A 14,830-nucleotide genomic window follows, 5' to 3' on the forward strand; every position below is an offset into this window, starting at 1 on the left:
CCTTCCCTCATAAACTATATAAGCAAAAACCATGCCAACTTTTAATAAACAGAAAATGTCCATTTAATCGCCTTTTTTTCTCATAAAAAAATCCGCTCTCCAATATGTTGGAAAGAGGACATATAAAAACTTATTATATTCTTCAAAAAAGGTTAAAGAAATAACCTTTCCGAAAATCCGGAATGTTTTCCGGTTTTTCGGAAAGGACTACAAATTGTACTTCTTAATTTTTTCATACAGACTCGATTTACCCATCCCTAACAAACTCATAACGGCATTTTTATCTCGATTACATCGTTTAAATGCTTGTTCTAGTGTTTCTCTTTCCGTTTTTTCGAGTATTTCTTTTAATGTTCCTGTTGTTTTAATGAACTCCTCACTACTATAAAATCGTTCAGGTAAATCTTCTAAATGGATCACATCTGTGTTTGTTAAGTGGACAGCGGATTCAATAACATTTTCTAATTCCCTCACGTTACCTGCCCATTCGTCTGTCTGAAATACTTTCATCACATCAGGAGCAAAATCAATCACCCGTTTGCCTGTTCGACTTGTCATTTTATATAATAGATATTTGGCGAGAACACGAATATCTTCTGGACGTTCTCTCAACGGTGGAATACGAAGTTGTATCACATTAATTCGATAAAATAAATCCTCACGAAAACGCTGCTCCGCTATTAACTGTTCAAGCGGTTGATTTGTTGCCGCGATAATCCGTACATCAATTTTTTGTGATTGGATATCTCCTAATGCTTCCACTTCTCCTTCTTGTAACACGCGGAGGATTTTGACTTGTGCACTTAACGGCATATCGCCAATTTCATCTAGAAAAATCGTCCCACCATTTGCTAGTTGAAATTTCCCTTTTTTTCCACCCTTTCTTGCTCCAGTAAAGGCTCCTTCTTTATATCCGAATAGTTCAGATTCTAATAAATGATCCGGAATAGCGGCACAGTTTACTTTAATAAATGGTTTTTGATTTCTTTCGCTTAAATGGTGAATACTATGGGCAAAAAGTTCTTTCCCGGTACCGCTTTCCCCTCTTAATAAAATGGAAGCATCACCTGGAGCTACTTTTTTTATTTTTTCTTTTAAATCATTCAACTGACTTGAGCTTCCGACAATATCGTGAAGCGTATAGGTCACTCCATGCTGGTGATTTAATTGTTTACGATAATTCTCTAAGGCTAACAGAAGATCTTTAATATGACTGTTCATCTTCATCCATTCTTCTGTATCGCGAAAAAGAACCGTACCGACCGCACCGACAACTTTATCACCTGAACGTACAGGAATCCGATTGGCAATCATATGATTACCTCGGATGTATTGAATATCGGCAATTTCTTCGACGCCACTCTGGACGACAAGATGCATTCTTGTGTTTTCAATTACTTCTGTCACATGCTGACCAATCACTTCCGATTTATCAAGTTCAAGAAATTGACAGTAGCTGTTATTTATATAGGTAATGATTCCGCTTTCATTTACGACTATTAAACAATGATAAGCATTTTCAAAAATTGTCTCAAATATTTCATCCTTAAACCGTTCTTCTAAAGGAAACATTTTCTACCCCCATTAATAAAAACTCCTACGCATTTTGTTTATGTTGATAATAAGTATGGTAGATAACATTAGCCACTTCCTGATAACCTAAAGCATTCGGGTGCACATGATCTTCTGACCACATAGAATCATTAACAGCCATTGGATGATTCCAAAAATCGATCAAACATAAACGGTGTTTTTCACTAAGGTCTTCAATAATTTGGTTCGCTTCTTTTAGTTGACTTTGCACGATCACTTTTTTAGCATTTGCTAAAGATAATCGTTTTGTAAAATCAGGTAGCTTAGCCACTATGATATCTGCCCCTGCTTCAACAAAGGACTCCACCATTCCACTAAAATTTTCAGAAAAGCGATTCGTATTCCAACCACCTTTTAAAATATCATTAGCTCCTGCTATTAAACTGACGATAGTTGGATTGAGTGACAAAGCTTCTTTTAATTGAGTACGACGAATTTCAGTTGAGTTAAGCCCTCTTTTGGCTAGATTTTGAAAGGGTAATGGCTCTGTGTGCTTTTCAACAAAATGCTCCACCCAACTCCTGCAACTCAAATCCTCGGTATGATCACCAATTCCTTCTGTTAAACTATCCCCGATTGTAACAAACATCTTCTAACCTCCTTAATTTCCATCGTTCATTCATATTTTCTATATTTCAAATACAAAAATACTACACTATGATTAACTCTCCCTTTCTAAAAAACATTAAAGTAAAGGGCTATTTTAAAGTAATTTAAAAATACACCGATTATTTCTCAAAAAGTTAAGCCCTTACATTTAGTGAAAAAAGTCAGTTTATTCATTTATTATATAGTCTCTTCCTCACATCATCAATGACTCCACTTAATAAAACAAATTAGATTACATGAATAACCATGCTCAGACAAGTTGAAAATTCGGCCGTAAGGGTTGTTTATCTATAGTTAAAAGAGCGAAAAAAGAGGAAATGAATTAGTGGCTATGTTTAATCTTTTCCTCTGTTTGTGTTCTAATTAAGAATAATCTTGAATTGGTGCGGGTTCTGACTTTTCTAATCTTTTATGAAGAGAATACATCACTTTTTGAGGTTGTTTTATCACTTCGGAGTGGACATCAAACTTGAATGTCTCTCTTTTTTCCTTTGTATAAGCTGGCCAATTCATTTCATTCACTGTTTCTAGGTTCCCCTCATGCACAAAATGAATCCACGCTTGATGCATTTGCCAGGCAAGCTTTTGATCTTCCTCTGCAACATTCTTTTGATTTAACCAAACATAACTCACTTCAATTCCATGGCTGGCCTTCCATTCTTTACGATGAGAATGCTCACGATCAAAGCGGTACATCCAGATACGAGAAGTGTTCTCAAATAATTGGTCAGCAAACCGAATCGCTGGAAAGGTAAAAATCACCCAGGTTGCTAAATTTACATACCATTTTCTCGATAGGTTTGGAAAAGCTGTCATTACACGTGCCAGTGGCGTAAACTCACGCCCAGATGCTTCTTTCAAAACATGTCTCATGCTGTCGAGGTTCGGGCTATTCCAACGTTCGTCTTTTAAATTAAAAATTTGCCATTCATCACGTGTCGTCCCGATTAAAACTGGCATATCTTTATGTACATATTGCTTCATTTCGATTTCCGGTAAGCCAAACAGATGAATTCCATCAATGACCGGGCAAAGCTCCAACATTTTTACACCTGCCGAAGCTCCTAATAGTTTTTCAGCAGGAAGAACTGTTAAATCATCGAATTCTTTTACTTCCGTATTTTTCAGCAGTTTATTCGTCACTCTTTGGGCTCGTTCTTTCTCAATTGCCATTCGTCCGGCTCCACTTTGTAAGATCGCTTTATGATAATAACCTTTCGCTTCTGGCATCGCCATTAGAGTAGCCACACTCATCGCACCCGCCGATTGCCCGCTAATCGTGATATTATTCGGATCGCCACCAAAAGCTTCGATGTTTTCCTTCACCCATTTCAGGGCACAGAGCTGATCCAAAATCCCTGCATTGCCAGAGTCTTTATATGATTTCTTCGCCTCTTCTAAACATAAAAAGCCAAAAACTCCTAGGCGATAATTGATCGTCACCACAACGACATCACCATTTTTGGAAAAAGTTGCACCGTTATAATCATTACCGGACCCATATAAAAAAGCACCACCATGTATCCAAAATAAAACGGGACATTTTGCTCGCTTATTTTTTGTTGGGGCATAAATATTTAAGTACAAGCAGTCCTCACTCATTTTTTGAGTCGTTGCTCCTAATGCCTCCATAAGACGTGCGTGATTTTGCATCGCACTCGGCCCGAATGCTTTCGTTTCCTTCACTTCTAGCCATGGTTTAATCGGCTTCGGTGCTTGAAATCGTAAAGGACCGATTGGAGCTTCTGCATAAGGAATTCCTTTCCATTCAGCAAAATCTTCATATTCAGCACCGCATACTTTCCCACTTTTAGTTGTAACGATAACATCCTTCACTATGTACACTCTCTTTCACTTGTTATTCCTGTTCACTGCAAAAAGTTCACCTTTTTATTTTATCATTTTCTTCATTAATAAAAAAAGAAACTTAATGTAGTTTGAGGATGGGATTAGTAATCAAAACAAAAAAAGACTTTCCAAAAGTTCATAAAATTACTTTTGGAAAGTCCTCCATTTTTCATTTAAGATGGCATTCCTAAGATTGATTTCGTCTCTAGAAATTCTTCTATTCCATAATCTCCCCATTCGCGTCCGATTCCTGATTGTTTAAACCCTCCGAATGGTGCCCCAAAATCACCTTTGGCATTATTAATCGTAATTCTTCCTGCTCGTAAGCTAGTGGCGACCTTCTTTAATAATTCAGGCTCTTCACCATAAACATAACCAGCTAATCCATAAATTGAGTCGTTAGCCATTTCGATTGCTTCGTCAAGGTCTTCATAAGTAATGATGGACATCACCGGACCGAATATTTCTTCTTGGGCAATCGTCATATCGTTTTTCACCTCGGAAAAGACGGTAATCTGACTATAGAAACCTTTTTCAAATCCTTTTGGTTTGCCTGTTCCACCAGCAATCAACGTTGCTCCTTCATCTTTCCCTTTTTGAATGTATGATTGAACGGTTTCCCATTGCTCCTTTGATACTTGAGGGCCCACTTTTGTATTTTTATCCTTTGGATCCCCGATTGTAAACTCAGGTAATACATCTTTAACAGCCTCAATAAATTCATCATGAATAGATTTTGGAATAATCGTTCTCGTTGCTGCTGTACAAACTTGACCCGTATTAAAAACCACTCCAGCAACAGCTGTTTTAGCTGCTTCTCTAATATTTGCATCTGGAAGGATGACTAGTGGTGATTTCCCCCCTAATTCTAGTGAGATCTTTTTTATATCTTCGGCAGCATTTTTCATTATTTTTTCTCCAACACCGCCAGAACCTGTAAAGGAGACAAAATCAATATCTGGATGAGAACTAATCGCGTCCCCAATCGTTGAACCACTGCCGTTAACTAAATTAAAAACTCCTTTTGGAAGCCCAGCTTTCTCAAATATTTCAGCCATAATGATCGCAGCGAATGGAGTTTTGGATGCTGGTTTTAACACGACTGTACTTCCAGCTGCAAAGGTACTAGCTAACTTAGTTGCCGCTTGATTAGTCGGGAAATTCCAAGGGGTAATTAAACCCGCCACGCCAATAGCATCCTTTTGAACTACATGTCCGCCACGGTCTTCCACAAACTTAAAATCTTTTAATTCCTTGGCAGCTTGCTTAAAATGTTGATAGCCCATTTCATATTGAACGGATTCACTATTAGAAATCGGAGAACCTAATTCTTCTGTAATAACAGTAACTAAATCATCTTTTCGATTCTCATATTCTTGGGCAATATTTTCTAGTAACTCAATACGTTCTTCTTTTGTCGTTTGAGAAAAGAAAGGAAAAACCTCTCTAGCTGCTTGAACCGCTCGCTCTAAATCTTCTATTGTTCCAGCACTAATTGTTCCCATTACTTCTTCCGTTGCTGGATTGATCACATCAATTGTCTCTGTTCCAGTAGATTCAACCCACTCACCATTTATATAATGTTTTGTATAGTTACGCATGAAATCCAGCTCCTTTAATTCATAATCTGTTTCTATTCTTTCTATCCCCGTTACCCCTGTTAACTAAACGTTGCCCAACCAAATAAAAAAAGGAAGCGCTATCATAAGTGGAATATTGATAATTATCGCGTCGTATTGCTATCTTTGCGATTTGTGGAATCAATAGCGGTCTTCATGTTGTATGGTAGCTTTTACGACACGAACTGTGGAATTAGTCACGATTTCCATGTCGTAAGTCAACCTTTACGACATGAAATGTGGTAAAAATCATGCTTTTCCCGTCGCATCTCTGCCTATACGACTCGGAATGTGGTATGTATCGTGCTCTTCATGTCTTATCCTAGCCTTTACGACACGAAATGCGGAATCAATAGCTTTGATCTCGTCGCATCACAATCTTCACGACTCAAAATTATAGAAAAGGCAAAAAAATATGTCTCTAGTCAGGTGTACATTAACACCCTCGCCAGCCAATCTGAACAAATGAATGGTAAAAAGAACATTCCCATTAATGATGAGAATGTTCCTAAATTCTTTATTATCTTTTCGGCGCTAACTCATAAGCTGACTCAATTGCGGCTATCATACTTGTTTCAGCGGCAATATTTTTCCCGGCAATATCAAACGCAGTTCCGTGGTCAACAGAAGTACGGATAATCCCACCTTTTAATCCGACGGTAATATTAACGCCATCTTCAATCCCCATGACTTTAATCGGAGCATGTCCTTGGTCATGATAACATGCGACCACCATATCAAAGTCTCCGCGACCGGCTCTAAAAAATAACGTATCAGCTGGTAGTGGCCCGGTAACATTCATTCCTTCGTTTTGGGCTTTTTTAATTCCTGGTTCCAGCTTTTCTTCTTCTTCCCCATTTCCAAACAAGCCATTTTCACCAGCATGAGGATTAATCCCACAAACGGCAATTCGCGGATTGTCAAAACCTGCTTTTGATAAAGTATCATGGGCTAACTTCACTACTTTATACGTTCTTTCTGGATTAATACTTTCAATAGCTTCTATAAGTCCCATATGAGTAGTTAAGTGAATGACTTTTAAATTTGGTGTCGTCAACATCATTGAGAAGTCTTCAGTATCTGTCAATTTAGCCAAAATCTCCGTATGACCTGGGTATAGATGACCCCCTTTGTGCAATGCTTCCTTGTTTAAAGGAGCTGTACAGATGGAATCAATTTTTTTCTCTTTAGCAAGCTCAACTGATTTAGCTAAATATTGATAAGCGGCGTCTCCTGCTACTGCTGAAACTTCACCAAAAGGTAGATCAAAAGGAACGATATCTAAATCGATCACATCAATAGTGCCATGTTCAAACTTAGCCTCATCAGGTTCACTGACTCGATGAATTTTCAAATCCAATTCAACAATTGGTCGTACCTTTTCTAAAATTTTGGCATCCCCGATGACAACTGGACGACATTTGTTATAAACTTCTTCATGATTTAGGGCTTTAACAATGATTTCTGGACCGATTCCAGCCGCGTCTCCCATTGTTATGCCGATTATTGGTTTATTGTTCAATGTCATTAACTCCCTTCAATTTTCGAATAGCATCAATAAATACTTCTTCTTTTCCAAATCCCCCAGCTTTTGTAATCGCAAAAAGATGGTCGATGCCGATAAAGCTCGATATTGGTACGCCGACTTCCAATTCATCATACAATTTGAAACCAGCGACATTCCATTTATCACAAATTTTCTTGGCCGTATCTCCTCCCGTCATGACAATCCCTTGGAATAAGTCTTGTTTGAGTAGGCGAGAGGCAACCTCTCCAATCATTGTCACAATTTCACGGCTCGTTGCTGTGAAATCAAAACCATTCTTTGCCCCAATTTCTCTTGCATAGGCAATATCTTCTTGCTCTCCTGCAGAATAAATGACCACATCTTTCCCTAATTTTGCTGCACTTATAACCTCTTGATAAACACGAGATACTTCCTCTGTTCTCGTTTCAGAGTCTGAAACAGCTTTATAGGATTTCATTTCTATCGCAAAAACATCTTCTTCTAATAGTCTTGTTAATTGATTTCTAGAATTCACATTGACACTTCCAACAACGGTTAAAACAGGCTTCTTTATGTTGACTATTTGATACTTTTGAGGCTTTTGTTTTAAATTATAAAAAGCAGGAAGGTAATTTGCTAACCCAGCTGAACCGACCCAGCCAATCGAGTCCTTTATTCCCTTCACCTTTTTAAGCAATAATTGTAAATCCTCTTCTGATTCGGAATCTATAACAACGAATGTAACTTTTTGCTCTTTTAATTTTGATAACTCCCTAGCAAAAACGCCTGCATCTTCTGAACGAAGAACTTCTAAATTAATGAGACCCACTTCCTCTCCCATCTGCTTTTTTAATAGAGTTGGAATATGGGATTCTTTTACAGGGGTGACAGGATCATTGGCAATTTCTGTTTCAGATAACAAACGTCCGTTTAAATAATGGTAGCCATTTATCACTTTTCGACCATTTTTAGGATAGCCTGCTGCAATAAAAATAAAATCTGTTTGTAATTGATTATGAAAACCGATTAATTCATGTCCAATGCTTCCACGCATCGTTGAATCTATTTTTTTATAAATATTTGTGATTTGATGTTCAAGCAAAAAACGGGTTACTTTTTCAACGCTCTCTTTAGCTTCCTTCCCTTTTTTCGCTCTGCTATCTGTATCAAAAACAACCGCTTCATTTTCTGTTATATTTTCGGCGTCCATTTTAAAGAAAACAGATGTTTGCAATCCATACTTTGCAAGCTGAACACCACTATCATTAGCTCCTGTTAAGTCGTCTGCGATGATTGCTAAATTCATAGTAACTCTCCTTTTTAAAAATCAAATGAAGAAAGCCATTAAAGGATGGCCTTCTTCTCTATTTATCTACATCGTTGCGTTTATTTCTTTCACTTCTTTACCTGTCTTTTTCTCAAGCCGTTTCGCTAAAAACCCTATAAAGATTGGTAGTAATATCGCGGTTGTCACAACACTCGCCGCCACTTGAACCGTTGCGAGCTCAGCCATCGGCATAAATGAGACATTGGCAGCTGCGATCGCCATCGGTGTACCAACAGCATTTCCTGCCGTCGAGCCCTCAGCCGTTCCAACAATTGGGTTCCATCCAATCCATTTAAAAATTAAATATCCAATTCCACCCGTAAATAATACCGTCATAACTCCTAATAAAATTCCGCTAATTCCACCTTGAATGATCGAGGTAAAATTAATGCCCATTCCAAGGGAGAATGCGAAGAATGGAACAAGTTTGTCGCTTCCTTTGTGTAAGAAATCACCCATGTCTTTATCTAAGTTACCAATGGCTACCCCAACGAGTAATGGAAGTAAAACCGCTACAAAATCTACTGGTGAGAACATTCCTTCCGCAAAGCCCATTGTACCAAAAATAGCTAACGCTACCATCGTTAAAAAAGGACCGTCACTTAAAGCTAAAAATGGATAAGCAGCTTTATCATCTTCTTTTCCATATTGACCGGCTAAGGCAATGTAAAGGCCTCCGTTAGAATTTGTCATGGCGGCAATAATTGCGATTGGAGCTAACCCCATAAATAAACCATTTGAATCCGCTAACATAATGGCAATAAGACCAATACCAGCTCCAATAACCCACTTAAAGGTTAATAAGGTTAAACCTTTTTTCACGGATGTACCCGCTGTCTTAAACGTAATTTGTGTACCAGCTATTAATAAGAATAAAGCAATTAAAGCACTTGAACTATTTACAAATAAAGCTTCAGTAAATCCACCTATTCTTAATAAGTTTGGGAAAAATGTATTAATGGCTGCTGCAAGTAATAAGGGAACAACCATCATCCCACCAGGAATTCGATCTAAGGTTGCTTTAATTTTCATTGTTTTTTCTCCTTTTCCATTTAATGAAACGCTTTCATCTGTATTTCTAAATATAGATTAAAACAAATTGATAGATTATGCAACAATAAAATTTAAAAATAATTACAAAATGATTAAATTGTTTAATTTTGCAACAACCAAAGCAAATAAAAAACTTAAAGGTCACCCCTTAAGTTTTCTCCATAATGTCGCCCGATTAATTCCTAATCTTTCAGCTGCTTTTGTTTGATTATTATCTTCTTCTTTTAACACTTGCAAAATGATTTTAGTCTCTATCTCCTTCAATGTCCCTTGTATAGGTTGATTGAATTTTTCGGTATTCGTCTCAAATAATGCTTCAATAGTTGTTTTATGAATCATATAATCTTTTTCATTTAATGCCGCTTGTTTAATGATATTTCTTAAGCTATCAATATGATTCGTATATTTTAAACCTTTCAAATAAGACAACGTATCCTCCGTTACTTTTACAGCAGTTGTTCCATATTTCTGATGGTAATCGGCTAAAAAGTATAGCACTAATTCATGGAGATCCTCTAATCTTTCTGATAGATGTGGCACAATGATTTGATAAAGACCAAGGTTTTCTATTTCTTCTTGTGTCCTCAATGCATCAGTTAGGAGAAATAAGCGTACTTTTTCTTCATCACATTTTTGAAGAAAAAGTTTATATACAGGGTCCAAAAGAGGATCTTCACAATTTTTTATAACGATTGTTCGAACATTTGGCTGAAATAAATCATTAATATGCTTCATGTCAAACTGCCTGATATCTAATTCTATTAGCTGTCCATCTACAGCTAATTCTTGGTGAATATAAGATGCCAGAAATTTCTTTCCTGTCCCTTTTGCACCAGCTAAAACAATGGGCTTTTGTTTGGAGTATAATTTTTTGAGCGTTTGAATAATGCTTTCCATTTGCTCTGATTTATTGGCTATCGGTTCTTTGATCACACCATTATGTACTTTGACACCATTTTCTAATGATAAATCAACTGTATGTTTTTCTAAAAGATATACTTTGATTTCATCTTCATACAAATATCCCGTTACATTAATATGATAAGAACCTCTCTCAAAATCACGGATAACCTTTCTTCGGTTAACTTCTAAGGCCGTGTTTAAAATATATAACTCTTCCTCTGTTAAAAGATTCTGTTCAATATCACGAAGGTGCTCATACACCAATTTATTTTTTTCATCAAAAATGAGAATGTTCGGCTGAGTTTTCACCCAAAAGTGCTCGAATACTCCACTTAATCTGTTTTGTTTTTTTAAATTTTCATATAAAAAAAGAGCATCTTCAATCGAACGAATAATGGATTCTTTTCCTGATTGTAACAACATTCCTTTTAAACCGTATGCTTGTGATGTTTTTATCGTAATAACATCGCCAAGAATTTGTTGATAGCCCTCTTCTTTTAGTTTAAGTAAAAGAGGAGCGACCTCATCCGAACGCGAAACGGTAAAAACGTTTAAGGGTAAATTTAACAAATCAATAATGGAACTTGCACCAGAGGTAATATTCGAAAAGCCGACGACCGCTGTTTTATTATGGATATTGCTCGCTAACGTTAAAGAGCGTGTTAAATCATACCCCGACAATTGAATATCGATGACTGGAATAGTGACATTCTCTTTGATCAGCTGTGCCGTCCCACCACGACTAATAATGATAGTTGTTCCCTTTCTCTCTTGCTCTTTGGCAATATCTACACCTTTTTGTAAATCCCCAACAGAATAACTTATCGTTAAATCCTCATAAAAAGGTAGACATTCTTTGATAATCGGTACCATTGATTGATATGGTGCAATGATATGAATTTGTAGCATCTTAATTCCCCGTTCCATTCAAAAAATAATTATATTCATATTGAATCATATCCAAATAAAAAAAGGTAGTGATAACCAATTGATAGCTACCTAGCAGAATACATACAAACAGGATCATTACTTAAACAAGTTCATTCTTAACCCGCCACTGTATAATAATGGAATCGAGTGAAAAACTATAGGTAAAACTTTATAAGGAGGCATAAAATGGCTACAGAAACATATTCAATTACTACTAAAAGAGCTTTATATAAAAGGCGTAATTTATGGTCTGGCCTATTGTTCGGCCTTGGTCTTGTTGCCTTTATTGATGAGGCTGTCTTTCACCAAATCCTACATTGGCATCATTTTTATGATAAATCGACAACTAGTATTGGGTTAATCTCAGACGGACTATTCCATGCTTTTAGTTGGTTTGCAACTATTGGTGGATTATTTTTATTTGCTGACCTTAGAAGGCGAAATATCTTATTAATAAAAAGATGGTGGGGTGGTCTTCTACTTGGTGCTGGAGTTTTTCAACTTTATGATGGAATTATTCAACACAAATTAATGAGAATACATCAAATTCGTTATGTTGATAATGTCTTTATTTATGATCTGATTTGGAATGTTTTTGCCGCCATTATGATCATCATTGGTATACTCCTTCTTAAACATAATCAGGGTAAACCAAATGTTTTTGGAGCTAATCACCATGAAACATAATGCTCATCATGCTTTGAAGCCTTTTGAAACTCATCATATCGTTGAATTAATAGCTTCACTTTATATGGTCATTCCATTTATTCTCCTTTTTCTTTTCTATCTTCTATCTGTTTATTATTCCAATAGACATTATAAAAATTGGCCTAAATACCGAACTCTTTCCTTTGCAATCGGTCTATTTTTAGCCAGTGTTACGCTCCTAAATCCGGTAGTGCCACTAGTTGATGGTCCTTTTGTCACTCATATGATTCACCATTTACTATTAGGAATGTTAGTGCCTTTACTCATCGTGTTATCAGCACCAATGACTTTATTATTTCGAACCCTAAATGTTTCAGTCGCAAGAAAGCTCTCTTCATTTCTTAAAAGCTGGCCGTTTCGAGTTTATACACATCCAATTATCACTTCAGTTTTAAATATAGGCGGATTATGGTTATTGTATACATCTGACCTGTATTTGCTCATGCACGAGAATAATGTGATAAATGTTTTCGTACATGTTCATCTCTTTTTGGCAGGTTATTTATTTACAGTCTCCATGATCTATATTGACCCTGTCTATCACCGAGTTTCTTTTCATTGCCGAGCGATCACGTTCATAATCGCTTTAGCTGGTCACGGAGTTCTAACCAAATTCATTTATTCTCACCCACCAACAGGAGTTGAAACCGTACAAGCCCAACAAGCCGCTCAACTTATGTATTATGGTGGGGATGCCATTGATGCGATCATTATCTTCATTCTTTGTTGGCAATGGTTTAAGGCGACTCGACCACGGTTAAAGATGGTCGCAAACCAACTGACCTAACTTATAATAAAAAAAGAGAAATTGTCGAAAAGACAATCTCTCTCTTTTTTTATTTCGTTTCCCTTAAAATTTCAAGCAATGTTTCTTTTTGTTCACTTTGTACGAGTACATACATAAAATCATTTTCTTCGATGACCGTACTCCCTGAAGGGGTTAGCATCTGTTCACCACGTTCAATCGCACTTACATTGACATGTGGAGGAAAGCCGATGGAAGCTAAATTTTTACCGACGATGGCGCTGTTTTCAGTTGCTTGGAAATGGATCATTTCGGCATTACTTCGACCGACTGCCATTAACTCACGGCGTAACTCTTCTCGCCATTCATCGGTTAGTTCTTGTCGGAGCTCTTCATACGCTTCCTTTTTCATAATTTCTTTAAGCTCATCTGTTCGCTTCCTACGTTTTTGTTTCTGATCGACATCAAAATCTTTAAACATCATCATACTCACTGATATGAGCATGAGTAGAAGAATGAACGCAAACGGCAAAGCGGCGGCAATCGCAGCTGTTTGTAAAGCATTTAATCCTCCATCTCCACTTATAAGGAGGACAGAGGCTGTTCCAGCAATTAAAACACCCCAAAGAATTTTTAATTTATAACTTGGATTTAATTGCCCACCAGAAGTCATTGACCCTAGAACAAAAGCCGCAGAATCTGCCGATGTAACAAAAAATATTCCTACTACAATAATCGCCAGAATACTTACAATCGTCGTCAGTGGAAGTTGCTCTAACATATGGAATAACGTTAACTCCACTTCATTTAAAGCAACATCACCTAATGGATACATACCTGACATTTCAATTTCTAATGCCGTTCCTCCAAAAGTCGTGAACCAAATAACGGCGAGTAAAGTTGGAACTAATAATACGCCACCAATAAATTCTCTAATCGTACGTCCTTTTGAAATACGTGCGATAAACAATCCAACAAATGGAGACCAAGACATATGCCATGCCCAAAAGAAAATCGTATTAGCCCCTAACCACTCACTCTCTGAAAAAGGTGTCATCGTTAACGACATATCAACAATATTAGCAACATATCCACCAACAGTTGTCACCATACTTTCAAGCAGTGTAATGGTAGGTCCAGAAAGAAATACAAATAGCAGTAATAACCCTGCTAATATTAAGTTTAGATTTGTTAATCGCTTGATTCCTTTATCAATTCCTCGTACAGCTGAAAAGAGAAATAATACGGTAATAATAGCAATGATCGTAAGCTGCAAAGGAATACTATTCGATAATGGAGTTAAAAATGAGACTCCACCAGAAATTTGCAGTGCACTAAGACCAAAAGTAGTAGCAACCCCAGCACATGTAGATATGACGGCTAATAAATCAATACCACGACCCATCCATCCGTTCACGCGATTACCAATCAAAGGATAAAACGCTGAACTGATTAAGGCTGGACTATTTTTTCGATATTGAACATACGCTAACGTTAAACCAACGACAGAAAAAGCACCCCAAGCATGTAAACCCCAATGAAAGACTCCATACTGTAAACCAATTTCTGCGGCTTCTGTTGTACCTGGCACGACTCCAGGAGGTGTGTCCAAATAATAAATAATTGGTTCCGCTACCCCGAAGAATACAAACCCTACCCCAAGACCAGCAGCAAATAACATGCCAATCCAAGAAATAAACGAATGTTCCGGTCGGTCATCCTCTTTTCCTAATCTCAACTTTCCAAAAGGTGAAATCGCTATAACCAATCCAAATATCACAAACAAACTTGCCAATAACATATAAAACCAACCAAAATTGACAATAATCCAATCAAGTGCTGTATTAGCTGTTTCCCCTAGGTGTGATGGCGAAATCATCCCCCATGTGACGAATAAAACAACCCCCATTACGGATGCATACAGCACAAAGGAAGCCGTATGGTCTTTCTCTTTCTTTTTCTCTAACATAAGCATCACCTTTCATTGC

Annotated in this window: 11 protein-coding genes; 2 read left to right on the plus strand and 9 right to left on the minus strand. The window is 37.1% G+C overall.

All coding sequences use genetic code 11. The features are described 5' to 3' along the window. Positions 1–207: 207 nt before the first annotated feature. The 8 genes from AA0017_RS08595 to AA0017_RS08630 all read right to left on the minus strand — a co-directional run bounded on the left by AA0017_RS08595 (position 208) and on the right by AA0017_RS08630 (position 11,368). Positions 208–1,572 carry a sigma-54 interaction domain-containing protein gene (locus tag AA0017_RS08595; RefSeq protein ID WP_413380938.1) on the minus strand — a complete coding sequence of 455 codons (1,365 nt, stop codon included), beginning with the start codon at positions 1,570–1,572 and terminating at the stop codon, positions 208–210. Between the two features lie 25 nt (positions 1,573–1,597). Continuing rightward, positions 1,598–2,182 (minus strand): SGNH/GDSL hydrolase family protein, encoded by a 585-nt coding sequence (locus tag AA0017_RS08600; RefSeq protein ID WP_413380940.1) that lies wholly within the window; start codon positions 2,180–2,182, stop codon positions 1,598–1,600. Positions 2,183–2,565: 383 nt separating this feature from the next. After that, positions 2,566–4,038: a carboxylesterase/lipase family protein gene (locus AA0017_RS08605; RefSeq protein ID WP_413380942.1), complete on the minus strand. Its 1,473-nt coding sequence runs from the start codon at positions 4,036–4,038 to the stop codon at positions 2,566–2,568. 185 nt (positions 4,039–4,223) lie between these two features. Then, entirely contained in the window at positions 4,224–5,651 is a 1,428-nt protein-coding gene (locus AA0017_RS08610; RefSeq protein WP_413380944.1) for an aldehyde dehydrogenase family protein, read from the minus strand. A 538-nt stretch (positions 5,652–6,189) separates the two neighbouring features. Further along, complete coding sequence (gene pdxA, locus AA0017_RS08615; protein ID WP_413382495.1) at positions 6,190–7,161, minus strand: 4-hydroxythreonine-4-phosphate dehydrogenase PdxA; 972 nt, start codon at positions 7,159–7,161, stop codon at positions 6,190–6,192. 19 nt (positions 7,162–7,180) lie between these two features. Beyond that, entirely contained in the window at positions 7,181–8,482 is a 1,302-nt protein-coding gene (locus tag AA0017_RS08620) for a four-carbon acid sugar kinase family protein (protein ID WP_413380946.1), read from the minus strand. Positions 8,483–8,548: 66 nt separating this feature from the next. Further along, positions 8,549–9,535 carry a 2-keto-3-deoxygluconate permease gene (locus AA0017_RS08625; RefSeq protein WP_413380948.1) on the minus strand — a complete coding sequence of 329 codons (987 nt, stop codon included), beginning with the start codon at positions 9,533–9,535 and terminating at the stop codon, positions 8,549–8,551. 162 nt (positions 9,536–9,697) lie between these two features. Beyond that, on the minus strand, positions 9,698–11,368 hold the full coding sequence (locus AA0017_RS08630; protein WP_413380950.1) for a PrpR N-terminal domain-containing protein: 1,671 nt from the start codon (positions 11,366–11,368) through the stop codon (positions 9,698–9,700). A gap of 207 nt (positions 11,369–11,575) precedes the next feature. Between AA0017_RS08630 and AA0017_RS08635 the strand changes: the two genes are divergently transcribed. Continuing rightward, a complete protein-coding gene (locus AA0017_RS08635) occupies positions 11,576–12,076 on the plus strand; it encodes a DUF2243 domain-containing protein (protein WP_413380952.1) in 501 nt (166 codons plus the stop codon). Next, on the plus strand, positions 12,066–12,884 hold the full coding sequence (locus AA0017_RS08640) for a cytochrome c oxidase assembly protein (RefSeq protein WP_413380954.1): 819 nt from the start codon (positions 12,066–12,068) through the stop codon (positions 12,882–12,884). Before AA0017_RS08635 ends, AA0017_RS08640 begins: the two co-directional genes overlap by 11 nt. Before the next feature lie 49 nt (positions 12,885–12,933). On the opposite strand, the gene AA0017_RS08645 is transcribed toward AA0017_RS08640, so the two are convergent. Further along, positions 12,934–14,811 (minus strand): BCCT family transporter, encoded by a 1,878-nt coding sequence (locus AA0017_RS08645; protein WP_413380956.1) that lies wholly within the window; start codon positions 14,809–14,811, stop codon positions 12,934–12,936. Between the last annotated feature and the right edge of the window lie 19 nt (positions 14,812–14,830).

It is taken from the genome of Alkalihalobacillus phoenicis (assembly GCF_047302405.1).
Classification (GTDB): domain Bacteria; phylum Bacillota; class Bacilli; order Bacillales; family Bacillaceae_D; genus Alkalihalobacillus.